The sequence below is a fragment of the Ideonella sp. genome, assembly GCF_036277275.1.
Lineage (GTDB): Bacteria > Pseudomonadota > Gammaproteobacteria > Burkholderiales > Burkholderiaceae_C > Ideonella.
On the sequence record NZ_DASUNH010000003.1, the window covers coordinates 70100 to 91390 of the forward strand.

At 68.6% G+C, this 21291-nt stretch carries 21 protein-coding genes; 9 read left to right on the forward strand and 12 right to left on the reverse strand.

Annotation, left to right across the window (positions count from 1 at the left end; genetic code table 11):
• Positions 1-71 precede the first annotated feature (71 nt).
• A complete protein-coding gene (locus tag VFY73_RS00710; protein ID WP_329715977.1) occupies positions 72-2378 on the forward strand; it encodes an ATP-binding protein in 2307 nt (768 codons plus the stop codon).
• Positions 2379-2466: 88 nt separating this feature from the next.
• Positions 2467-4632, forward strand: a complete 2166-nt coding sequence (locus VFY73_RS00715) for a putative bifunctional diguanylate cyclase/phosphodiesterase (RefSeq protein ID WP_329715978.1) — start codon at positions 2467-2469, stop codon at positions 4630-4632.
• Between the two features lie 39 nt (positions 4633-4671).
• Here the strand turns inward: VFY73_RS00715 and VFY73_RS00720 are convergent, their stop codons facing one another.
• Positions 4672-5271, reverse strand: coding sequence for a hypothetical protein (locus VFY73_RS00720; RefSeq protein WP_329715979.1), 600 nt, complete (start codon positions 5269-5271; stop codon positions 4672-4674).
• A 134-nt stretch (positions 5272-5405) separates the two neighbouring features.
• Entirely contained in the window at positions 5406-6542 is a 1137-nt protein-coding gene (locus VFY73_RS00725) for a 3-deoxy-7-phosphoheptulonate synthase (protein WP_414654349.1), read from the reverse strand.
• A gap of 104 nt (positions 6543-6646) precedes the next feature.
• Here VFY73_RS00725 and VFY73_RS00730 point away from each other — a divergent pair, with 104 nt between their 5' ends.
• Positions 6647-6955 carry an antibiotic biosynthesis monooxygenase gene (locus VFY73_RS00730; protein ID WP_329715980.1) on the forward strand — a complete coding sequence of 103 codons (309 nt, stop codon included), beginning with the start codon at positions 6647-6649 and terminating at the stop codon, positions 6953-6955.
• A gap of 180 nt (positions 6956-7135) precedes the next feature.
• Here the strand turns inward: VFY73_RS00730 and VFY73_RS00735 are convergent, their stop codons facing one another.
• From VFY73_RS00735 to VFY73_RS00755, 5 genes are all read right to left on the reverse strand, one after another.
• The gene (locus tag VFY73_RS00735) at positions 7136-7720 is read right to left on the reverse strand and encodes a YceI family protein (RefSeq protein WP_329715981.1); all 585 of its coding nucleotides are present in this window, start codon (positions 7718-7720) and stop codon (positions 7136-7138) included.
• Between the two features lie 49 nt (positions 7721-7769).
• Complete coding sequence (locus tag VFY73_RS00740; protein WP_329715982.1) at positions 7770-8345, reverse strand: YceI family protein; 576 nt, start codon at positions 8343-8345, stop codon at positions 7770-7772.
• A 36-nt stretch (positions 8346-8381) separates the two neighbouring features.
• Positions 8382-8933: a cytochrome b gene (locus VFY73_RS00745; protein WP_329715983.1), complete on the reverse strand. Its 552-nt coding sequence runs from the start codon at positions 8931-8933 to the stop codon at positions 8382-8384.
• Between the two features lie 97 nt (positions 8934-9030).
• Positions 9031-9912: an NUDIX hydrolase gene (locus VFY73_RS00750; protein WP_329715984.1), complete on the reverse strand. Its 882-nt coding sequence runs from the start codon at positions 9910-9912 to the stop codon at positions 9031-9033.
• Complete coding sequence (locus VFY73_RS00755; RefSeq protein WP_329715985.1) at positions 9909-10766, reverse strand: EamA family transporter; 858 nt, start codon at positions 10764-10766, stop codon at positions 9909-9911. The genes VFY73_RS00750 and VFY73_RS00755 overlap by 4 nt, the downstream gene beginning before the upstream one ends.
• A 66-nt stretch (positions 10767-10832) precedes the next feature.
• Here VFY73_RS00755 and VFY73_RS00760 point away from each other — a divergent pair, with 66 nt between their 5' ends.
• Positions 10833-11312, forward strand: coding sequence for a GNAT family N-acetyltransferase (locus VFY73_RS00760; protein WP_329715986.1), 480 nt, complete (start codon positions 10833-10835; stop codon positions 11310-11312).
• On the forward strand, positions 11309-11755 hold the full coding sequence (locus tag VFY73_RS00765; RefSeq protein WP_329715987.1) for a GNAT family N-acetyltransferase: 447 nt from the start codon (positions 11309-11311) through the stop codon (positions 11753-11755). The genes VFY73_RS00760 and VFY73_RS00765 overlap by 4 nt, the downstream gene beginning before the upstream one ends.
• A 9-nt stretch (positions 11756-11764) precedes the next feature.
• Here VFY73_RS00765 and priA read toward each other — a convergent pair whose 3' ends face one another.
• Positions 11765-13882, reverse strand: coding sequence for a replication restart helicase PriA (gene priA, locus VFY73_RS00770; RefSeq protein WP_329715988.1), 2118 nt, complete (start codon positions 13880-13882; stop codon positions 11765-11767).
• A 354-nt stretch (positions 13883-14236) separates the two neighbouring features.
• A complete protein-coding gene (hemE, locus tag VFY73_RS00775; RefSeq protein WP_329715989.1) occupies positions 14237-15346 on the reverse strand; it encodes a uroporphyrinogen decarboxylase in 1110 nt (369 codons plus the stop codon).
• 120 nt (positions 15347-15466) lie between these two features.
• Here hemE and VFY73_RS00780 point away from each other — a divergent pair, with 120 nt between their 5' ends.
• From VFY73_RS00780 to VFY73_RS00795, 4 genes are all read left to right on the forward strand, one after another.
• On the forward strand, positions 15467-16099 hold the full coding sequence (locus tag VFY73_RS00780) for a LemA family protein (RefSeq protein ID WP_329715990.1): 633 nt from the start codon (positions 15467-15469) through the stop codon (positions 16097-16099).
• Between the two features lie 17 nt (positions 16100-16116).
• A complete protein-coding gene (locus tag VFY73_RS00785; RefSeq protein ID WP_329715991.1) occupies positions 16117-17064 on the forward strand; it encodes a TPM domain-containing protein in 948 nt (315 codons plus the stop codon).
• Positions 17064-17597 (forward strand): TPM domain-containing protein, encoded by a 534-nt coding sequence (locus VFY73_RS00790; RefSeq protein ID WP_329715992.1) that lies wholly within the window; start codon positions 17064-17066, stop codon positions 17595-17597. The genes VFY73_RS00785 and VFY73_RS00790 overlap by 1 nt, the downstream gene beginning before the upstream one ends.
• Before the next feature lie 165 nt (positions 17598-17762).
• Positions 17763-18350, forward strand: coding sequence for a hypothetical protein (locus tag VFY73_RS00795; protein ID WP_329715993.1), 588 nt, complete (start codon positions 17763-17765; stop codon positions 18348-18350).
• An 11-nt stretch (positions 18351-18361) separates the two neighbouring features.
• Here the strand turns inward: VFY73_RS00795 and ppk2 are convergent, their stop codons facing one another.
• The 3 genes from ppk2 to atpD form a co-directional block, all read right to left on the reverse strand.
• Positions 18362-19225 (reverse strand): polyphosphate kinase 2, encoded by an 864-nt coding sequence (gene ppk2 / locus VFY73_RS00800; RefSeq protein ID WP_329715994.1) that lies wholly within the window; start codon positions 19223-19225, stop codon positions 18362-18364.
• Positions 19226-19327: 102 nt separating this feature from the next.
• Positions 19328-19747 (reverse strand): F0F1 ATP synthase subunit epsilon, encoded by a 420-nt coding sequence (locus VFY73_RS00805; protein WP_329715995.1) that lies wholly within the window; start codon positions 19745-19747, stop codon positions 19328-19330.
• 119 nt (positions 19748-19866) lie between these two features.
• Positions 19867-21279, reverse strand: a complete 1413-nt coding sequence (gene atpD / locus VFY73_RS00810) for a F0F1 ATP synthase subunit beta (protein WP_329715996.1) — start codon at positions 21277-21279, stop codon at positions 19867-19869.
• Positions 21280-21291 lie beyond the last annotated feature (12 nt).

Below are 21291 nucleotides of genomic sequence, written 5' to 3' on the forward strand. Positions count from 1 at the left end.
CGCCAAGATCAGCGCCACTTCGACGGCGACGGTGCGCCCTGCGCCCAGCCGCCGCCGGTGGAGGAGACGAAGTGGTCAAGCGTCTAGCCGATGCGCGCGTGGTGCTGTCGCCCGGCCTGGCCGATGCGCCGGTGCTGGACCGCCTGTGCACGCATTTCGTGCTGACCTTGACGCTGGCCCAGGCCGGCCGGCTGAACCTGCGGCGCGACTGGGGTGGCCTGATCGGCCTGACCGGCCGCCACCTGGTCTGGCCGCTGCCAGTGCTGCACCGCCTGCGCGCCTTCCTGCAGCGCCGCTGCGCCGCCAACGAGCACTGGACGGGCCACGAACGCCTGACCGACGATGGTTTCATCGAGCGCCACGGCGCCTGGCATGGGCCGTACGAGGAAGGCTCGCTGTTCTTCTACATCGACGAGTACATCAAGGACGCGCCGAAAGACCTGCTGGCGATGCTCAACGCAACGGCCGACTGGCTGGAGCGCGACCTGAAGAAGCACGCCACGCTGGTCGAGAAGAACATCGATGCGCTGGGCCAGCTGCTGCAGCTGAACCCAGCCGAACGTGCCCTGCTGCTGTACGGCACGCTGGCGCGCTACCAGCGCGAACTGCGCGGGCTGCTGGTCGAGTTCAAAGTCTCGAACGCGCAGGAGGCGTTCGCGATGCTGGCGCGCGTCGCGCAGGTCGACGAGCGCGAGGTGGCCGAGGCTTTGCGCGCCGGCTCACGGCTCGAGCGCATCGGCATGGTCGAGAACCTGATCTCGGAGCACAACATCACCGATCTGGCCGACCTGATGAAGGTCAGCGAACAGCTGCCGCCGGTGCTGATGCGCGAGTACCGCGACCCGAGCGACCTGATGGCGGTGTTCACGCGACCCGCGCCGCGCACCGAGCTGGCCGCCGGCGATTTCGAGTTCGTCGCCGAAGAGGTGCAGGTGCTGTGCGCGCTGCTGCGCAATGCCGTCGAGCGCAAGGCGGCCGGCGTCAACGTGTTGCTGTACGGCCCACCCGGCACCGGCAAGACCGAGCTGGCCAAGGTCTGCGCGGAAGCCGCCGGGCTGGAGCTGTACGAGGTCGAGTACGCCGACCGCGACGGCAACTCGCTGACCGGCCGCGACCGTTACCGCTCGCTGCAGATCAGCCAGGTCTTCCTGAAGGGCGGCGCCCATGTCGCGCTGCTGTTCGACGAAGTCGAGGACGTGTTCCCGGCGATCCCCAGCGACACCGCGCAGCTGATGGCGCGGCTGGACGCCGGCGATGGTGCCTCGTCGGCGAGTGTGAGCGGCAAGGCCTGGGTCAACCAGATCCTCGAAGCCAACCCGGTGCCGGTGATCTGGATCACCAACCGCATCGAGCAAATCGACCCGGCGTTCCGCCGCCGCTTCCAGTACCACCTGGAGCTGAAGTCGCCGCCGCCGGGCGCACGCGAGGCGCTGGTGGCGCGGGCGCTGGCCGGCTCGGTGGTCAGCGAGGGCTTTGCGGCACGCCTGTCGAGCCGGCGCGGGCTGACACCGGCGCAGATCCGCACCGCCGTGCGCTTTGCCGAGTTGGCGGGCCAACCGGGCGAGGTCGAGGGTCTGATCGAGCGTCAGCTGGCGCACGCCGACCTGGCGCTGGGCAGCTTCGGCCACCGCGAGCGCGGCGCACGGCCGAGCGTGACCCACTACGACCTCGGGCTGCTGAACGTCGAGTCGCGCTTCGGCGTGCCGCAGATCGTGGCCGCGCTGCAGCGCCGGCCACACGGCGCGCTGTGTTTCTTCGGCCCGCCCGGCACCGGCAAGACGGCGCTGGCCGAGCACATCGCGAGCAGCCTGGGCCGGCCGTTGCTGGTGCGCCAGGCGAGCGACATCATGAGCAAGTTCGTCGGCGAGACCGAGGCCAACATGGCCCGCATGTTCGACGAAGCCGCGACGGAAGAAGCGGTGCTGCTGCTCGACGAAGCCGACAGCTTCCTGCGCAGCCGCCGCTACGCCGAACGCCACTACGAGGTCAGCGAGGTCAACGAGATGCTGCAGGGCATGGAGCGTTTCCCCGGCGTCTTCATCTGTACCACCAACCTGTTCGAAGACCTGGACGAAGCAGCACTGCGGCGCTTCACCTTCAAGATCCGCTTCAAGGCGCTGCAACTGGCGCAGCGGCTCGCGATGTTCATCGCCGAGGCGCTGGCAGGCGAGGCCGCGGCGTTGACCGACGAACAGCGCCAGCGCCTGGCCGCGCTCGACGAGCTGTCGCCAGGCGACTATGCCGCGGTCCAGCGTCAGGCCGACGTGCTCGGCGCACCGTTCACGCCGGACGAATTTCTGGCCCAGCTGGAAAGCGAGCACAGGGTCAAACCCGAGGTCCGGCACCGAAGAGCGGCGGGATTCACGCAAACTCCATGATTGTTCAGGCGCCGGCATGGCGCCGTGAATCGGCGGGCCCAATAATGCCCGCGCCCTGCCGCCCGCCCCCCAGCGCCCCACCCACCACATGACTGTGACGTCCGTCGAACTGGTCAATTCCCTTGCCGCCCCTGAGTTGCACGGCCCGACCATTGCCGGCGCTGCGCTGCTGGCCGGCTTGATGTTCGGCCTGGTTGGGCATGGCTTGCGCAAGCTCCGCTCGACCGACACCGTCACCGCGCTCGGTTGGTGGGGCGCCGGTGCCGTTGCAGGCGGTGCCGGCCTGTGGGCGTTGCACTTCTTCGCGCTGACCGGTCTGGGCTTGCCGTGGGAGCCGCACTTGCGCGGTTGGCAGATGGCCGGCAGCGGGCTGGCCGCCACGCTGGGCCTGGCCGCGGTGCTGGCGACCGCCCGCCTGCGCTGGGGCGATACCGCACGCCAGGTGCTGCAAGGGTTGGGGTTGGGTGCGCTGTGGGCGATGGTGCAAAGCCTGTCGCTCGCCAGCCTGTCCGAGCCGCCCATGGCCAGTGCCGCCGGGCCGGCCTGGCCGCTGCTGGCGCTGGCTGGCGTCACCACCGCCGCCACCGCCGCGCTGGGCCTGGCCTTCAGCCCGCGCTGGTCGGCCCTGGGGCCATTCGGCCTGCGGTTGTTCCTGGGCGCCACCGGTTTTGCGCTCGCGTCAGGCCTGACCCAGGCGTTGACGCTGGGCAGCCTCGGCTTCGTCGAGAACCCGCCTCCGGCCGGTGTGCTGCTGGTGGCCGTCGACGCGTTGCAGTGGGCCTGCGCCGCCGGCGCGCTGGCCTTGCTGCTTGGCCTGTTCGGCGTGCTGATCGATTCACGTGCCTCGCACCGCAACCGTGCGCTGGCCTCGTCGCTGAGCGAAGCCAATCGACGCTTGCGTGAACAGGCGCTGACCGATCCGCTGACCAAGCTGCCGAACCGGCTGCTGTTCGAAGAGCGGCTGGCCAATGCGCTGGAGCTGGTCGACGACCCGTCGGCCCCGCCCGGCGGCACGCTGGCGGTGATGTTCATCGACCTCGATGGTTTCAAGCCGGTCAACGACTCCTTCGGTCACAGCGCCGGCGACGCGGTGCTGCGCGAGATCGGCCGCCGGCTGCAAAGCCTGGCTCGCCAGTCGGACGTAGTGGCCCGGGTCGGCGGCGACGAGTTCCTGCTGCTGGCCGAACGGCCCGGCACGCCTGCCGGCGCCGGCCACCTGGCGCAGCGTGTGCTGCAGTGCCTGGCCCAACCCTGCAAGTTGCCCAATGGCGCCGAGGTGCGGCTGTCGGGCTCGGTCGGCATCGTGATGTACCCCGAGCATGGCCCGGCGCAGAAGCTGCTGGCCCGCGCCGACGCGGCGATGTACGCCGCCAAGCGCGCCGGCGGCTCGGGCTTCGCCATCTTCGAACCCGGCATGGAACAAGACAGCCGCGCGCAGCTGGAGCTGCAGCACGAGCTGCGCGGCGCGATCGAACGTGCCGAGTTGGTGCTGTATTACCAGCCCAAGATCGACGGTCGCTCGGGCCAGATCACCGGCGTCGAGGCGCTGGTGCGCTGGCAGCACCCGACCAAGGGCGTGATCTCGCCCGGGGTCTTCATCCCGATCGCCGAACGCTTCGGCCTGATCAGCGCGCTGGGCCAATGGGTGATCGACGAAGCCTGCCGCCAGCTGCGCACCTGGCTCGACCAGGGTTTGCGCATGCGGGTGTCGATCAACATGTCGGCCCACCAGCTGCGGCAGGAGAACCTGGTCCAACGGATCCGTCGCTCGCTGCATGCGCACACGGTCGACCCGGCGCTGCTGACGATCGAGATCATCGAGTCGGTGTTGATGGAAGACGCCGCGGTGCAGGCCTTTGCCGGGCTGGCGCAGCTGGGTGTCACGCTGTCGATCGACGACTTCGGCATCGGCTATTGCAACTTCGCGCTGCTGCGCAAGCTGCCGGTGACGCAGCTGAAGGTCGACCGCAGCCTGTTCACCGACATCCAGCACAGCTCGGACGCGCTGGCCGTCGTCGACGCGATCGTGAAGATGGCGCATGCGCTGGGCCTGCGCGTGGTGGCCGAGGGCGTCGAGACCGATGCCCAACGCGACATGCTGCTGGCGCTGCGCTGCGATGAACTGCAGGGTTATCTGTTCGCCAAGCCGATGTCGGCCGAACGGCTGACGCTGTGGGCCATGGGCGACGAAGGCGTGCACATGGCCGATTTCCGGCCGTCGATTTATGCGGCGGCGCCGCAGACGCTGCAGTAGCGTCCGCACCGTACCAGCCCGTTGCGCGGGCGAGCGCCGTCAGACGAGCACTGGCGAAGGCGCCGCCTCGCGGGTGATCTGATCCGGCGCCGCCACTGAAGCGGCGTCCGGCGACACCTTGGCCACCCGGCGCTTGCGCGGCTTGCTGACCTTCGGCGCAGGGGCCTCAGCCCCCTCGGCCCTTTGCGCCCCTTCTTCGACCCCATTGGCCGCCGTTGCCTTGGCTTGCTTGGCCCGACCCTTGGTGCCCTGGGGGAACTTGGCCTTCAACTCGGCCCGTGCCGCAAGGTAGGCCTGGGCCTCTTCTTCACTCATCCCCAGCGTGGCGAAGACCTGGGCCACCTCGGCCAGCGGGGTATGGTTGGTGAAGGTGTGGATCAGGTGGCCCCGGCGGCCGCCGAACATCAGCTCGATGCGCCGCGCGCGGTGGCTGTACAGCAGCGCATAACGCTGCAACCCGACGCGAAACCAGATGACGTTGCCGCCGGCGCCGTCCTTCTCGCTGACCCGGACGTGTGCACCCGCATTCTTGCGCCACAGGATGCCGCCAGCAATCGCCAGCAACACCTCGTTGACCTCGCCAGCGTGATGATCCGAGCGTTCGAACACCCCGAGCAAATGCTCCTGAAGATCATCCACGCTCTTTAAAGCGATTGCCATCAACATCCCCCTGGGTTCATGGGCTGCCGCCGAGCTCATGACTCGGGCGGCTACATAACGCCGACTTTGCCGGCGTTACCTCCCAAGTCAACACCCCTAGATTGAAGAGGGATTCAGGCCCGGCGCTTGCTCACGGCGGCGGCCAATTGCCGCAGCACCGGTTCGGTGTCGGCCCAGCCCAGGCAGGCATCGGTGATCGACACGCCGTGCTTCAAGGCCTGGCCAGGCACCAGGTCCTGGCGGCCATCCTGCAGATGGCTTTCGACCATCACGCCGGTGATGCGCCGCTCGCCCGCCGCGATCTGCGCCGACACATCGGCGCCGACTTCGATCTGCTTGCGATGCTGTTTGCTCGAGTTGGCATGCGAGAAGTCGATCATCACTTGTTCGCGCTGGCCTGCGCCGCGCAGCACCGCGCAGGCGGCTTCGACATCGGCCGCGCTGTAGTTCGGCTGCTTGCCGCCGCGCAGGATGACGTGGCAATCGCTGTTGCCGCGCGTCTCGAAGATCGCCGCCTGGCCCATCTTGGTCATGCCCATGAAGGCGTGCGACGCGCACGCGGCCACCACCGCGTCGGCCGCGACCTTGACGCCACCATCGGTGCCGTTCTTGAAGCCGACCGGGCAGCTCAGGCCCGAGGCCAGCTGGCGATGGCTCTGGCTCTCGGTGGTGCGAGCACCGATCGCGCCCCACGAGACCAGGTCGGCGATGTACTGTGGGCTCAGCAGGTCGAGGAACTCGGTGCCGGCCGGCAGGCCCAGCGCGGCCACGTCCAGCAGCAGTGCGCGGGCGCGGCGCAGGCCTTCGTTGATGCGGAAGCTGCCGTCCAGCCGCGGGTCGTTGATGTAGCCCTTCCAGCCGACCGTCGTGCGCGGCTTTTCGAAGTAGACCCGCATCACCACCAGCAGCTCACCGCGCAGCTCGTCGGCCAGCGCCTTCAGGCGCTTCGCATACTCGATCGCCTGGTCATGATCATGAATCGAGCAAGGGCCGACGACGGCGATCAGGCGGTCGTTGCGCCCTGCCAGCACATCAGCCAGTTCGCGGCGCGCGTTTTCGACCAGGGCCTGCGCCGCTTCGGGCATCGGCATCTCGTCTTGCAGCAGCGCTGGCGAAATCAGCGGTCGCACCGCCCCGATGCGCACGTCGTCGACGCGGGTGGAGTCGTGGGTGGCCAGCGCATCGGCCGGCGGCAAGCGAGACGCGCCACCGACCTCGTGGTCGTGTTGCCAGTCGTCGGGTCGGTTCACGGTGTCGCTCCTTGCTGCCAGGTTCGATGCTGAGGGGTTCCCAGCTGGACATCGGATTATCGACGGCATGGGACACTGGCCAGCCCCCAGCCGGAGCACAGACGATGATCCTCGAACACGCCGACATCCGCATCGCCCCTGGCCAGCAGGCCGCCTTCGAAGAGGCGATCACGCGCGGACTGAGAACGGTGATCTCGCGCGCGAAGGGCTTTCGCGGCGCCCAGGTGCAGCGGGGCGTTGAAAGCCCCGAGCGCTACCTGCTGCTGCTCCACTGGGACACGCTGGAAGACCACACGGTGGGCTTTCGCCAGGGCCCGTTGTTCACCGAGTGGCGGGCCATCGTCGGGCCGTTCTTCGCGGTACCGCCGGTGGTTGAACATTTCGAGCTGGCGGTCGATACGCCGCAGAGCTGAGCCCCGCAATGCGCGCAGCGGCCGGGTTGGCGGTACCGCGCAGCCTCACGTCAGACGCTTACCCACGCGGCACCCTCAACCCGGCGATCCACTGCCCAGCCGAGCGTCCAACGATCGCATGGGCAAACCCGCCTTCTCGCTTGCAAGCCCACCATGACAGGCGGCCCGCAAGAGACAAACTTACTGCTTGACCGCCTCAACCTGGATGACCAGCTTGATCGCATCGGGGAAACCGTAGTTCAGGCCGTAGGTGACGCCGAACTGGCTGCGCACCAGCATGGTCTCGAAGTCGCCGCCGCAGACTTCGCGCTTGAGCATCGGGCTCTGGTAGCAGTTGAAGTTGTTGGCCTTCAGCGTGACCGGGTTGGTCTTGCCGTTCAACGTCAGCATGCCAGTCACTTCGCCGACCTTGTCGCCGTTGAAGCTGAACTTGTCACCGACGAACTTGGCGGTCGGTTGGGCTTCGACGTTCAGGATTTCGGCGCTTTTCAGGTGCTTGTCGAACGGCGCCGTGCCGGTGTTGATCGAGCCGGTGTCGATCGTGATCTCGACCTTGCCGGTCTTGCCGGCGCGGTCGAACTGGACCGTGCCTTCCTTCTTGTCGAAGCGGCCGCGGTTGGTCGAGGTGCCGAAGTGCGGGACTTCGAAGGTCACGAAGGTGTGCGTCGGGTCGATGGCATAGGTCGCGGCCTGCGCTTGGGCGCCTTGGGCCACCAACGTCATCAGGGCGCCAGCGGCGGCGATCAGCGAGGTCTTGTGGTTCATGCGGAAGTCTCCTGGGGACAGGGGTTGGAAAACAGTAGGCGGCAGTGGGTCACAGCGGTGCCACGCCGGTGACGGCGAGCTTGAACTTCACCTGCACGTCGTTGGCGACCATCGAGGTGTCGGCCCATTCGCCTTCACCGATCTTGAAATCGAGCCGCTTGATCGTGAACGCGCCGGTCGCGACGGTCACGCCACCGGCACTCTGGGCCAGCGCAACCGGCACCACGACGTCCTTGACGTTGCCCTTGATCGTCAGCTTGCCGGCGACCTCGAACTTGCCGCCGCCGAGCGCCTTCAGGCTGCTGGATTGGAAAGTGGCCTGGGGAAACTTCGCGACGTTGAACCAGACGGGCTTCGGCACCTCGGCATCGGTCTCGGGCGAGCCGAAGCCGGCGCTGCCGGTGTCGATCGTGAAGTTGACGCTGCCGGCCTCGGGCTTCTTCGGGTCGAAGCTGATCTGCGCGTCCCACTTGCGGAACTTGCCGTCGACGGGCACGCCCATCTGCTTGGAAGTGAAGCCGATCTCGCTTTGCGCGGGGACGATTTTTTGTGCCTGGGCCAGCGCGAGTGAGCTTGCCAGCAGCAAGGAGGCGGCGAGCGTAACGGAACGGGTCAGTGCAGACATTCGAACAACCTTCGAAGAAATCGATTCAGAAAAAGTTCAGCGGCCGGGGCGCATGCGGTTGATCAGTCCGTCGCGGTCGAAGAAGTGGTGCTTCACCGCCGCGCCGACGTGCAGCAGCACCAGCACACCCAGCGTCCATGCCAGGAATTCGTGACGCTCCTTCATCACCTCGGCCAATGCCTTGTCGGGCGAGACGAAATCGGGCAGCGGCAGGACACCGAACCAGACCACCGGGAAGCCCGCGGCCGAGCTGTAGGCCCAGCCGGCCAGCGGCACCAGGAAGAACAAGGCATATAGCGCCCAGTGCGTCAGGTGGGCCATGCGCTGCTGCCAGCGCGGGCCCGGTACGTCGGGCGGCGGGCGGTGCGTCAGGCGCCACACCAGGCGCAGGATCGACAGCGCCAGGATCGTGATGCCAGCCCACTTGTGCCAGTTGAACAGCTTCAGCCGCGTCGGCGACATCGACAGCTCGCTCATGTACCAGCCGACACTGAAGCTGATGATGATCATCAGCGCCAGCAGCCAATGAAAGCCGATGGCCACGCCGGTGTAGCGCAGGCGGGTCGTGGAGGTGGCGGTGGTGTTCATCGTGGTCGCAAGTGTGGCGAGGCGGATCGAGCCATCGGTTCAGCCCGATTGAGGCGGCATTTCAGTTTTGCTGAATGAGGAACCAGCCGCAGAAGGATCACCCGATCGGCCGATCGAACGGCTCGGCGCGTTCGGGCGCCACCAGCAAGGCCTCGAACACGGGGCCGAGCCGTCGTGCGTCCCCGACCGGCAGCAGTTGGTGCCGCAAAGCGAAGTCCAAGGTTGCAAGGGCCGCGTCGGTGGTCATTTCACCGTCGGCGGCACGTTGCAAGGCGTTGGCCATCGGTAACAGCTGGTGCTCGGCGACCTCGCCGTCCTGGTTCTGCGGCACCCGGCCCGGCGCCAGGCCTAAGTCGTAGACGAACAGCCACTCGTGCTGCCAGCCCTCGGGGATGTCGCAGGCCAGCTCGACCACGCGGCCTGCCGCCAGGCCACCCAGTTCGTGCGGGTGCAGGCCGGCTTCTTCCCAGGCCTCGCGGCAGACGGCCTGGCGCGGTGTCTGGCCGTGCGGCACGCCGGAGCCGACCAGGTTGTCGAGCCGACCGGGGTCGGTCGGCTTGTTCCAGGCGCGGCGGGCGATCCACAGCTGCTGTGGTCGACCCGTTGCGTCGGCCACATAACCGTTGATGTGGGCGCCCAGCGTCTGCGCGCCCCAGAAGCGCGACGAGGCGCGTTCGATCACCGCGGCCAGCGCGCCGTCCTCGTTCCACAGCGCAAAGGGCTCGTCGCGCCAGGCCCGAATCAGGCCTTCGGCGCGCAGCGCCGCGTTGACGTCGGCGAAGGCAGCTTCGCGCGCGCCGCGCGGCACCGTCATCGACCAGGCGCCGTCGGCCTCTTCGCGAAACCATTGCGGCCATGCCGCCAGGGCCAGGCGGCCGGCGGCGTCGATCGAGCCGACGCGCCGGCCGTCGAGCATGAACGGCGCACGCGGGCCTCGTTCGCTGCGGCGCGCCGCCGCAAGGCAGTCCCAGGCGCTCATCGGCTCACCGCCCACAGGTTCAGCGCCAGGCCGGTCATCACCAGCCCGGCAGCACCCAGCTTCCAGGCCGGCAACGCCTCGCCGAACGCGATCGCCGACGCCCCCATGCCGAACACCGGCACCAGCAGCGCCGCCGGCGTCACGGTGGCGGGCGGGTGGCGCGCGAGCAGCCAGTTCCACGCACCGTAGCCGAACAAGGTGTTGCCCACCGCCTGCCAGACCACCACGGCCCAGGCGGCCGGGCCAGCCGCGACCAGCGCAGCCCCGACGACGTCCACGCCGCCATCGAACACCAGCGACAGCAACACCAGCGGCGGCACCGCGAACAGGCTCGACCAGACCATGAAACCCAGGGCGTCGACCTTGCCGGCGCTGCGCGCCACCGCATTGGCCAAGGCCCAGCAGAAGGCGGCCGCCAGCACCATGCCCAGCCCGGCCAGGCTGATGCCGGCGCCCCCCTGGTGCGCCTGCCAGCCGATCCAGCCCATGCCGGCCACCGCCAGCGCCAGGGCCCCGATCTGCGCCAGCTTCAGGCGCTGGCCGGCCAGCGCAATGGTGAAGAAGACCTGTGCCTGGACCACCAGCGATGCCAGCCCGGGCGAGATGTCAGCCTTCATCGCCAGGAACAGCAGGCCGAACTGACCCGCGCCGAGCAGCACGCCGAAAGCCGCCAGCCTGGCCCAGCCGGTCGCCGGGCGGCGAATGAACAGCAGGAACGGCAGCGACGACAGCGCAAAGCGCAACGCGGCGAGCAGGAATGGCGGCAGCTCGGCCAGCCCCCACTTGATGACCACGAAGTTGGTGCCCCAGACGGCAACGACGGCCAGGGCGAGCGCGAGGTGGGAAACGGGCATGGGGCGGCAGTGTAGGCAGACGCACCCGCCTGCGCCGGCCGCGGGGCTTCCCCCACAATCCACTGGATGAGCACCTCCTTGCAGCGCATGACCGAAGCGGCCTATGTACGCTTCACCGAGGCCGCCGTGGCCGACTATGCAGACGACAACGTCGCCGCGGGCCGCTGGCCCGCCGAAGGTGCGCTGGAACGCTCGCGGCTGGAGCAAGAGCGCCTGTTGCCGCAGGGCCTGGCGACGCCGGGCCAGCATCTGTTCACGATCCACGACGACGCATCGGGCGCCGCCGTGGGCGTGCTGTGGTTGTCGGTGACCGAGCACCCCGGCGGCCGCTCGGGTTACGTCTACGACGTGGCCATCGACCCGCCGCACCGTCGGCGCGGCCACGCCCGCGCGGCCTTCCTCGCGCTGGAAGCGGTCGCGCGCGAACTGGGGGTCGACGACATCGGCCTGCATGTCTTTGCGCACAACGAAGGCGCGCAGGCGCTGTACCTCGCGCTGGGCTACGAGCCCACCGGCATCAACATGAAAAAGCGCCTCGCGCCATGAGCGTGCGGGTGTCGCGGCTGGGCTCGGGCGAGCGCGACACCGCGCGTGCGCTGTTCGCGCTGCTGGCCGAGGTCTTCGACGAGCCGCACCAGCCGCGCGCCGACCAGGCGCTCGACGAGTTGCTGGCCCGGCAGGATTTCTGGGCCCTCGCGGCATCGGACGACACGGGCCGGTTGCTCGGGGGCCTGACCGCGCATCGCCTGCCGATGACGCACCACACCGGCTCGGCGCTGTTCATCTACGACATCGCGGTGCTGCCGGCCGCGCAGCGTCAAGGCGTCGGCCTCGCGCTCGTGTCCACGCTGCGCACATGGGCCGCGCAGCAGGCCATCGCCGATGTCTTCGTCTTCGCCGACAACGAAGACGCGCATGCGCTGGACTTCTACCGTGCCCTCGGCGGCCGGGCCACCGCGGTCACGATGTTCGACTTCGGTGCCGACTGAAGCCCCGGGTCAGATCGTCATCGGGTCGACATCGACCGCCCACCGGACGATGCCCTTGTGCTGGGTGCGCAGTGCCGGCAGCCCCGCGACCCAATGCGCCAGCAGCCGCTGCAGCGCGGCCCGCGAACCGGACTCGACCAGCATCTGGCGTCGCTCCTGCCCGGCGACCCGCGCCACATGGGGCGGCACCGGCGCGTACAGGCTGATGTGCTCGGCCAGACCCAGCGTGCCGGCCAGCGCGTGCGCCTCGTCGCGCGCGGCACGCAAGAACCCTTCGGCGACCGCCGCGTCGCGCGCCTCGGCGCGCAGCAAGGCCAGGTGGGCGAACGGCGGCAGGCCGGCCATCTCGCGCTCACGCAGCTGGCTGGCCGCGAAGCGCGCGTAGTCGTGCGCCTTCAGCGCCGCAAACAGCGGATGCCCCGGGTTGGCCGTCTGCACCCACATCTCGCTTTGTTGCGCCACCTCGGCCGCACGGCCGGCGCGGCCCGCGGCCTGCATCAGCGTGGCGAACAGACGCTCGGGCGCACGGAAGTCGGCGGTGAACAGCGCACCGTCGGGGTCGACGGCGGCGACCAGCGTGACGCGCCGGAAGTCGTGCCCTTTGGTGACCATCTGCGTGCCGACCAGCACATCGACCTCGCCGGCGTGCATCGCCGCCAGTTGCTGCTCCAGCGTGCCCTTGAGCCGGGTGGTGTCGGCGTCGATGCGTGCGACGCGGGCCGGCCCACCCCCGGGCCCCACCACGCCCTGCAGCAGCTCGCCCACCTGCTCTTCGAGCTTCTCGGTGCCGCGACCGATGGGCTGGATGTCCAGGTTGCCGCATTCGGGGCAGGCGCGCGGCACCCGCTCGGTGAAGGCGCAGTGGTGGCAACGCAGCGTGCGGTCGAGCTTGTGGAAGACACGCCAGGCACTGCAATGCGGGCAGGCGCTCTTCCAGCCGCAGGCGGTGCAGTGCAACACCGGTGCAAAGCCGCGCCGGTTCAGAAACAGCAGGCTTTGCTCGCCGCGCGCGACGCGCGCCTCGACTGCCGCCTTCAAGGCCGGTGCCAGCGCCAACGGCGGCTCGCCCGGCGCCGGCCGCGGCTGCTGCGTCATGTCGATCACCTGCACGCTCGGCAGCGGGCCCTGCCCGACCCGCTCGGCCATCGTCAGCAGCCGGTAGCGGCCGGTCTGCGCGTGGTGCCAGCTCTCGAGCGACGGCGTGGCCGAGCCCAACACCACCGGCGCGTTCTCGAGCCGGCCGCGGTAGACGGCCAGGTCGCGGGCGGAATAGCGGGCGCCGTCCTGCTGCTTGTAGCTCGGGTCATGCTCCTCGTCGACGACGATCAGCCCGAGCCGGGGCAGCGGGCAGAAGATCGCCAGCCGGGTGCCCAACACCAGTTCGGCCTGGCCGCGGTGCGCGGCGAGCCAGTTGGCCAGCCGCTGGGCCGGCGTCAGCGCACTGTGCAGCGAAACCAACCGCCGGCCGGGGAAGCGCGCCGCGAAACGTGCCTCCAGCTGCGGTGTCAGGTTGATCTCGGGCACCAGCACCAGTGCCTGCTGGCCGACGGCCAGGGCGGCCTCGGCCAAACGCAGGTAGACCTCGGTCTTGCCGCTGCCGGTGACGCCGTGCAGCAGGTGGCAGGCCGGCCCGGCCGAGTCGAATGCGGCCAGCACGGCGGCCTGTTCGCCGGTCAATGGCGGGCGCTGCGGCTCGGCGGCAGGAGAGCCATCAACAGCGGCCTTGGCAAGCCTTTTGTCCTGCAGCCGCATGCGCTTGGCCAGGCCCGCGTCGTCGAGCTTGCGCAGTTCGGGCGGCAGCACCGCCAAAGCCACCTCGCCCACCGCTCGTTGGTAATAGCGGGCGCTGAATTCCACGAGGCGGCACCAGGCGCTGGGCAGCGGCGGCAGGCTGACTAGCACTTCGGCGACCGGCTTGAGGGCAAAGCCTTCAGCGCCTTCCCGGTCTTTGTTGTCGGGCGCGAAAGCCTGGTCCGGCGTCGGCCAGACGATGCCGGGCACATCGCGCCGGCCCAAAGGCACGCGCACCAGCGTGCCGGGCGCGAGCGGCTGCTCACTCTCGTAATCGAGCGTGTCGCCCAGGCCCGCATGGGCCGGGGTCTCGACGGCCACCCGAAGCCGATTCATGCGACGCGGGCTGCTCGGTTGCTCACTCGACACGTATCTAAGAGCAACAGATCAACAGTGGCGCTTAAGTTCATGATTCCAAAGAGCTTTCGGACTTGCCCACCGTTCCTGTGGATAACATTGTGGGAAAGCTGCGGTCGGGCGTGCTAAATGCTTGATGCGCCGTGCACCGGCTTGGGTTGCCCGTTTCTGTGGCAGATCCTAAAAATTCTTTTTAATCAAACACTTGCCACGAGTCGCCGCGATTTTGATGGTTTTATGACGTGGCCCACAACGGTGATCTGTCGCACCCTGGCTTTTGGGGATAAGTCAAGCCCTTAGCAGACACTCACCCGGTGAAACCCCCATACCACATCACAAGGGCGCAGGCGTATGGCAGCGTTTGCGCAACAGCCGAGAGTGGCTGTGAACGGCCTCCACCAGCGCCGACACGTGCTCTGGCGGGGTGTATTGGCTGATGCCATGGCCGAGGTTGAAAACGTGGCCATCCCAGGTGCCGTCGGCCCGCTGGGGCGGACCGAAGCTGTCCAGCACGCGCCGCGCTTCGGTCGCCACCACCTCGGGCGGCGCGAACAGCACGTTCGGGTCCAGATTGCCTTGCAGGGCCACCTGGTGGCCGACGCGGGCGCGCGCCTGGCCGAGGTTGACCGTCCAGTCCAGGCCCACCACATCCGCGCCGCTGGCGGCGATCTCGTCGAGCCACAGGCCACCGCCCTTGGTGAAGACGATGGCCGGAATGCGCTGGCCGTCGTGCTCGCGCTTCAGTTGCGCCAGCACCCGCTTGGTGTAGGTCAGCGAGAACTGCTGGAACGCGCCATCGGCCAACACACCGCCCCAGCTGTCGAAGATCATCACCGCCTGCGCACCGGCATCGATCTGGGCATTCAGGTAGGCGGCCACCGCGTCGGCGTTGACGGTGAGGATGTGGTGCATCAGGTCCGGCCGGCTGTACAGCAGGCTCTTGACGAGGCGGTAGTCGTCGGAGCCTGCGCCCTCGACCATGTAGCAGGCCAGCGTCCACGGGCTGCCGGAGAAGCCGATCAGCGGCACGCGGCCGTTCAGCGCGCGGCGGATCGAGGTGACCGCGTCGAACACGTAGCGCAGCTTGGCCAGGTCCGGCGCGACCAGCGCAAGGATCGCGGCTTCGTCACGCAGCGGGTGAGCGAAACGCGGGCCTTCGCCCTGCGCGAAGCTCAGCCCAAGGCCCATCGCGTCGGGCACGGTCAGGATGTCGGAGAACAGGATCGCCGCATCCAGCGGGTAGCGTGCCAACGGTTGCAGTGTCACCTCGGTGGCAAAGTCGACGTTGGTCGCCAGACCCATGAAGCTGCCGGCCTTGGCGCGGGTGGCACAGTACTCGGGCAGGTAGCGGCCGGCCTGTCGCATCAGCCACAGCGGCGTGTGCTCGGTGGGCTGGCGCCAGCAGGCGCGCAGGAAGGTGTCGTTCTGGAGCAGGGCAAACATGGGTGGGATTATCGGCGCCGCCCCGCCCTGGCCGCTTGACTTGGCACGAGCCGGCCCCATCTTCAGCCCGCGGGTAACATGCCCGCGCCTTGGCCCACTCCCTTGACGGAGCCTCGACGAATGAAACTTTTCGCCCGCCCTCTGCTGACCGCCTCGGCCCTTGCCACCACGCTGGCGCTGACCGGCTGCGGCTACAACGACTTCCAGCGCCTGGATGAACAAGTCAAGGCCGGCTGGTCCGAGGTGCTGAACCAGTACCAGCGCCGCGCCGACCTGGTGCCCAACCTGGTCGCCACGGTCAAAGGTGAGGCCAATTTCGAACAGGAAACCCTGACCAAGGTGGTCGAGGCACGCGCCAAGGCGACCTCGATCCAGGCGACGCCGGAGCTGATCAACAATCCCGAGGCATTCCAGAAGTTCCAGGCCGCGCAAGGCGAGTTGACCGGCGCGCTGAGCCGGCTGATGGTCGTCAGCGAGCGTTATCCGGAGCTGAAGGCCAACCAGGGCTTTCAGGAGCTGCGGGTGCAGCTCGAGGGCACGGAAAACCGCATCACCGTTGCGCGCAACCGGTACATCAAGACGGTGCAGGACTACAACGTGCTGACCCGCAGCTTCCCGACCAACCTGACCGCGATGATGTTCAGCTACACCGTCAAGCCCACCTTCACGGTCGAGAACGAGAAGGCGATCTCGGCGCCGCCGACGGTCAGCTTTGACAAGGCCGCACCGGCCACACCAGCGGCGTCGAAGTAACGCCCGGCCCGCCTCGTATGCCGCACCGATGGCCCGGCGGCGACGCCAACCTGCTGCGTGCCTGGGCCGTCCGGCTGCTGCTGGCCTGGGCCGCCTGGCTCGGGCTGGGTGGTCTGGCCCAGGCCCAGGATCTGCAACCGGTGCCGACGCTGGCCGCCCGTGTCACCGACACCACCGGCACCTTGAGCGCGAAGCAGAGCGACGCGCTCGAAGCCAAGCTCGCCAAGTTCGAACGCGAGGCCGGCACCCAAATCGTCGTGCTCATCGTCGCGACGACGAAGCCCGAAGACATCGCCGCCTATGCCCACCGCGTGGCCGACCAATGGAAGATCGGCCGTCGCGAGATCGGCGATGGGCTGCTGCTGCTGGTGGCCAAGGACGACCGGCGCGTGCGCATCGAGGTCGCCAAGGCGCTGGAGGGCGCGGTGCCCGACCTGGCGGCCAAGCTGATCATCGACAACGCGCTCCGGCCCGCCTTCAAGGCCGGCGACTACGCCGGCGGTCTGAACGCGGCGGTCGACCAACTGGCGGCACGCGTGCGCGGTGAGGCGCTGCCCGTGCCCGACGCGAAGAAGCGCCGCCCGCCCAGCAGCGGTGGCTTCGGTGGCGTCGGCTGGGACCAACTCGCACTGTTCTTCTTCATCGGCGTGCCGATCGTCGGTGCGCTGCTGACCGGCCTCTTCGGCCGCAAGCTGGGCGGCCTGGCCACCGGTGGCGCGGCCGGTGGGCTGGCCTGGCTGTTCGGTGCGCCCGTCCTGCTGGCCGGGGTGGCGGGGACGATCGCCCTGGTGCTGGTCGGCGTGCTGGGCATCGGCTCGGCGGCGCGCCGGGGGATGGGCATGCGCGGCGGCCACGGCATGCCGGTCATCTGGGGTGGCGGTGGCGGCGGTGGTGGGGGGGGCGGCGGCTTCTCGTCCGGCGGCGGTGGTGACTTCGGTGGTGGCGGCGCTTCGGGGGATTGGTGATGCACAACGGCAAACGCTCCTGGCCGGCACGCATTGCGCGGCTGCTCAAGCACCGCTGGTGGGATGAGGCCGACGCCCGTCGCATGCTGCCCAGCGACGCGCTGGACCGGCTGCAGGCCCGCGTGGCCGACAGCGAGCGGGCGCATTCGGGTGAGATCCGGATCTGCGTCGAGGCGGGGCTGCCGCTGTCGTATCTGTGGCGCGACGCCAGCGCACGTGATCGTGCGGTGGCGATGTTCGGCAAGCTGCGGGTCTGGGACACCGAAGCCAACAACGGCGTGTTGATCTACCTGCTGCTGGCCGAACACGCAATCGAGCTGGTGGTAGACCGCGGGCTCGCCCACCTCGTCGACGAAGCCCGCTGGCGAGCGCTGGTCGGGAGCCTGGGCGAGGCGCTGCGCGCCGGACGCTTCGAAGAGGGCCTGATGCACACGATTGCCGAGGTCGACGGCTTGTTGTGCGAGCACTATCCGCTCGCCGATGGCGCGATCGCCAATCCGAACGAGTTGCCCGACCGACCGCACCTGCAGTAGCACCTGGCGGCAGCTGGCCGCCGCGCGGGCTGTCAACAGCGCCCCCCTAGCTTGCGCTGCGCCCCTAGTTCGGGGGGCTGTCGCGGTCGCCGGCAGCATCTACAAACCGGTCATGCACGCCCATTCGCACCTCCACCAGGCCCCAGGCCTCGACCCCGGTGCGCGATGAACCTGCAAGCACGCGTCCACCGCCGATTGCACAAGCATCGGTCCAACGGGACCGGCCATGCCGGTCTGGCGCGTGACAGCCATGTCGCCGCGGCGCCCCCGGCAGCGCCGATGCACGGTCGCCCGATCCCCGTCCCGCGCGAGTTGCTGCTGGGCTATCTGAGTGCTGGCGAAGACGCCGCGGCAAGGTGTCCCAACAGCGCGGCCGACTGGGCGGTGCTGCAGACCGCGGCACAGGCCTTGATGCACAACGGCGAGCCCCTGCACCTGGGAGTTCGCGCCGGCGAACTGGCCCAGCGGGTGCGATGGTTTCGTCGTCTGCTCGCGCTGTGGCCCATGGCCGAACGTGAACGCTGGCTGGGCGAAAAGCTGACCGAGAGCCAGCGTCATCCGCTGGCGGCTTCACCGCTGCACGACGAGCTGGATCCCCGCCTGTTCGACCCGATGCTGGGCCAGGAGCAGCGGCTGAGTCTGCAGGCCCTGTGGCTGGCCGTTGTGGCCCCCGGTGCGGTTTGCCTGGACGCAGGCCGGCGCGAGCGCGAGCTTGGCGAGGCCCGGGCCTTGCTGCGACGCTGGCTGGGCTGACCCTCCCGCCATCAAGACGCGGGCCAAGGTCGCAGCGGCTTCACCGGCCCGTTGAAGCTTTCCCGGCGCGGCGGGCCGTCCAGAGGCGGAAACTCCAGCGCTTCCGGCGGCACTGCGGTGTCGGGCAGGTGGTCCAGCAAATGGCGGATCAGTGTCAGGCGGCCGCGCCGCTGGTCGTTGAAGTCGACCAGTACCCACGGTGCGTGCTTGGTATGGGTGGCCTTCAGCATCGCGTCGCGGGCGCGGCCGTAGTCGGCATAGTGCGCGCGCGCCTTCAGGTCGATCGGCGACAGCTTCCAGCGCTTCAGCGGGTCCACCAGGCGCTCGGCGAACCGCTCCTCCTGCTGCGCCTGGTCGACCGTCAGCCAGTACTTGAACAGCAGAATGCCGTCATCGACCAGCATCTGCTCGAACACCGGCGCCTGTTTCAGGAAGGCCCGTGCCTCGTCGTCGGAGCAGAAGCCCATCACGCGCTCGACGCCGGCGCGGTTGTACCAGCTGCGGTCGAACAGCACCATCTCGCCGGCTGCCGGGAGCCAAGGCACATAACGCTGGAAGTACCACTGGGCGCGCTCGCGCTCCGTCGGCTTGGCCAATGCCACCGCGCGCACCTGCCGCGGGCTCAGCGTCGCGGTGATGGCCGAGATCACGCCGCCCTTGCCGGCGGTGTCGCGCCCTTCGACCACGACCACCAGGCGCTTGCCGCTGGCCTGCAGCCAGCGCGCCATGTTGTTCAGCTCGACCTCGAGCGCGGCCAGCGCCTCGGCGTAGGCGCCTTTGCCGAGCTTGTTGCCGATCTCAGCGTCCACACCACGCGGCCGGCGGGCCGCCTTGGGCTTGTCGGTCTTGGGCTTGCCTGCTTTGTCCTTGGCCATGCGACGCTCCAGCAACAGGGGTGCCGCCGATTGTGGCCTCGCCATGAAAAAACCCGCCGGGTGATGCGCACCGGCGGGTTCTCGTGCGAGCGCCGAAGCGACTCAGCGGCTCTTGCGCAGCTTCTGGATCGCGGCGATCTGCGCCGCCATTGCGGCGAACTCGCCCTGAGCCTTGGCGAAGTCGATGTCGCTCTTCGCGTTCTTCATCGCGTCCTCGGCCACTTTCTTGGCTTCGAGCGCCTTGGCCTCGTCCAGGTCGTGGCCGCGGATGGCCGTGTCGGCCAGCACCGTGACCGACCCCGGTTGAACCTCGAGGATGCCGCCGGCAACGAAGACGAACTCTTCCTCGCCGTTGTCCGCGCGCTCGATGCGCACGGCACCGGGCTTGATGCGGGTGATCAGCGGCGTGTGGCGCGGCAGGATGCCGAGCTCGCCGTTTTCGCCCGGCAGCGCGACGAACTTGGCCTCGCCGCTGAAGATGCTCTCTTCAGCGCTGACCACGTCGACGTGAATGGTTGCCATGTCAGTACTCCGTTACGTGCCTCAGACCGAACCCGGCAACCGCTGCGGAACCGGCTTTGCCGGGCCGCTGGCGGCGCCCCTTGAAGAGGAGGCGCCGAAGGCGCATCCGGGGTGGGTCATCAGTTGATCTTCTTGGCCTTCTCAAAGGCCTCGTCGATCGTGCCAACCATGTAGAAGGCCTGCTCGGGCAGGTGATCGCATTCGCCGGCGACGATCATCTTGAAGCCGCGGATGGTTTCCTTCAGCGGCACGTACTTGCCCGGCGAGCCGGTGAACACTTCCGCGACGTGGAACGGCTGCGACAGGAAGCGCTGAATCTTGCGGGCGCGGGCCACGGCCAGCTTGTCTTCCGGCGACAGCTCGTCCATGCCCAGGATCGCGATGATGTCGCGCAGTTCCTTGTAGCGCTGCAGCGTGGCCTGGACGGCACGGGTGGTCTCGTAGTGCTCGAGGCCGACGACGTTCGGGTCGACCTGGCGCGAGGTCGAGTCCAGCGGGTCCACCGCGGGGTAGATGCCCAGCGAAGCGATGTCACGCGACAGCACGACGGTGGCGTCCAAGTGGGCGAAGGTCGTGGCAGGCGACGGGTCGGTCAAGTCATCCGCAGGGACGTACACGGCCTGGATCGAGGTGATGGAGCCGACCTTGGTCGACGTGATGCGCTCTTGCAGGCGACCCATTTCTTCGGCCAGCGTCGGCTGGTAGCCCACGGCGGAAGGCATACGGCCCAGCAGCGCGGACACTTCGGTACCGGCCAGCGTGTAGCGGTAGATGTTGTCGACGAAGAACAGCACGTCACGGCCTTCGTCGCGGAACGACTCGGCGATCGTCAGGCCGGTCAGTGCCACGCGCAGACGGTTGCCCGGGGGCTCGTTCATCTGGCCGTAGACCATCGCCACCTTCGACTGCGACAGGTCCTCTTGGACGACGACCTTCGAGTCCGACATCTCGTGGTAGAAGTCGTTGCCTTCACGGGTGCGCTCACCCACGCCGGCGAACACCGACAGACCCGAGTGGGCCTTGGCGATGTTGTTGATCAACTCCATCATGTTCACGGTCTTGCCGACGCCGGCACCACCGAACAGACCCACCTTGCCGCCTTTGGCGAACGGGCAGATCAGGTCGATCACCTTGATGCCGGTTTCGAGCAGCTCTTGCGACGGGCTCAGCTCGTCGTAGGCCGGGGCCTTGCGGTGGATCGAGGCGGTCAGCTCACTCGCGACCGGGCCACGCTCGTCGATCGGGTTGCCCAGCACGTCCATGATGCGGCCGAGCGTCGCCTTGCCGACGGGCACCATGATCGGGTTGCCGGTGTTGCTGACGGTAAGGCCGCGGCGCAGGCCGTCCGACGAGCCCAGCGCGATGGTACGCACGATGCCGTCGCCCAGCTGCTGCTGCACTTCCAGCGTCAGCGCCGAGCCTTCCATCTTCAAGGCGTCATACACCTTGGGCATGCGGTCACGTGGGAACTCCACGTCCACCACGGCGCCGATGCACTGAACGATCTTGCCTTGGGCTTGAGTGTTCGACATTTGTCTGTCCTT

Bases quoted from the DNA above. Each gene is read 5' to 3' on its own strand.
- VFY73_RS00735 (WP_329715981.1), bottom strand. From the start codon at position 7,720: ATGAACCACAAGACCTCGCTGATCGCCGCCGCTGGCGCCCTGATGACG.
- atpD (WP_329715996.1), bottom strand. From the start codon at position 21,279: ATGTCGAACACTCAAGCCCAAGGCAAGATCGTTCAGTGCATCGGCGCC.
- VFY73_RS00755 (WP_329715985.1), bottom strand. From the start codon at position 10,766: ATGCCCGTTTCCCACCTCGCGCTCGCCCTGGCCGTCGTTGCCGTCTGG.
- VFY73_RS00785 (WP_329715991.1), top strand. From the start codon at position 16,117: ATGCCGCACCGATGGCCCGGCGGCGACGCCAACCTGCTGCGTGCCTGG.
- VFY73_RS00740 (WP_329715982.1), bottom strand. From the start codon at position 8,345: ATGTCTGCACTGACCCGTTCCGTTACGCTCGCCGCCTCCTTGCTGCTG.
- VFY73_RS00745 (WP_329715983.1), bottom strand. From the start codon at position 8,933: ATGAACACCACCGCCACCTCCACGACCCGCCTGCGCTACACCGGCGTG.
- hemE (WP_329715989.1), bottom strand. From the start codon at position 15,346: ATGTTTGCCCTGCTCCAGAACGACACCTTCCTGCGCGCCTGCTGGCGC.
- ppk2 (WP_329715994.1), bottom strand. From the start codon at position 19,225: ATGGCCAAGGACAAAGCAGGCAAGCCCAAGACCGACAAGCCCAAGGCG.
- VFY73_RS00805 (WP_329715995.1), bottom strand. From the start codon at position 19,747: ATGGCAACCATTCACGTCGACGTGGTCAGCGCTGAAGAGAGCATCTTC.
- VFY73_RS00780 (WP_329715990.1), top strand. From the start codon at position 15,467: ATGAAACTTTTCGCCCGCCCTCTGCTGACCGCCTCGGCCCTTGCCACC.
- VFY73_RS00760 (WP_329715986.1), top strand. From the start codon at position 10,833: ATGAGCACCTCCTTGCAGCGCATGACCGAAGCGGCCTATGTACGCTTC.
- VFY73_RS00790 (WP_329715992.1), top strand. From the start codon at position 17,064: ATGCACAACGGCAAACGCTCCTGGCCGGCACGCATTGCGCGGCTGCTC.
- VFY73_RS00715 (WP_329715978.1), top strand. From the start codon at position 2,467: ATGACTGTGACGTCCGTCGAACTGGTCAATTCCCTTGCCGCCCCTGAG.
- VFY73_RS00765 (WP_329715987.1), top strand. From the start codon at position 11,309: ATGAGCGTGCGGGTGTCGCGGCTGGGCTCGGGCGAGCGCGACACCGCG.
- VFY73_RS00730 (WP_329715980.1), top strand. From the start codon at position 6,647: ATGATCCTCGAACACGCCGACATCCGCATCGCCCCTGGCCAGCAGGCC.
- VFY73_RS00750 (WP_329715984.1), bottom strand. From the start codon at position 9,912: ATGAGCGCCTGGGACTGCCTTGCGGCGGCGCGCCGCAGCGAACGAGGC.
- priA (WP_329715988.1), bottom strand. From the start codon at position 13,882: ATGAATCGGCTTCGGGTGGCCGTCGAGACCCCGGCCCATGCGGGCCTG.
- VFY73_RS00795 (WP_329715993.1), top strand. From the start codon at position 17,763: ATGAACCTGCAAGCACGCGTCCACCGCCGATTGCACAAGCATCGGTCC.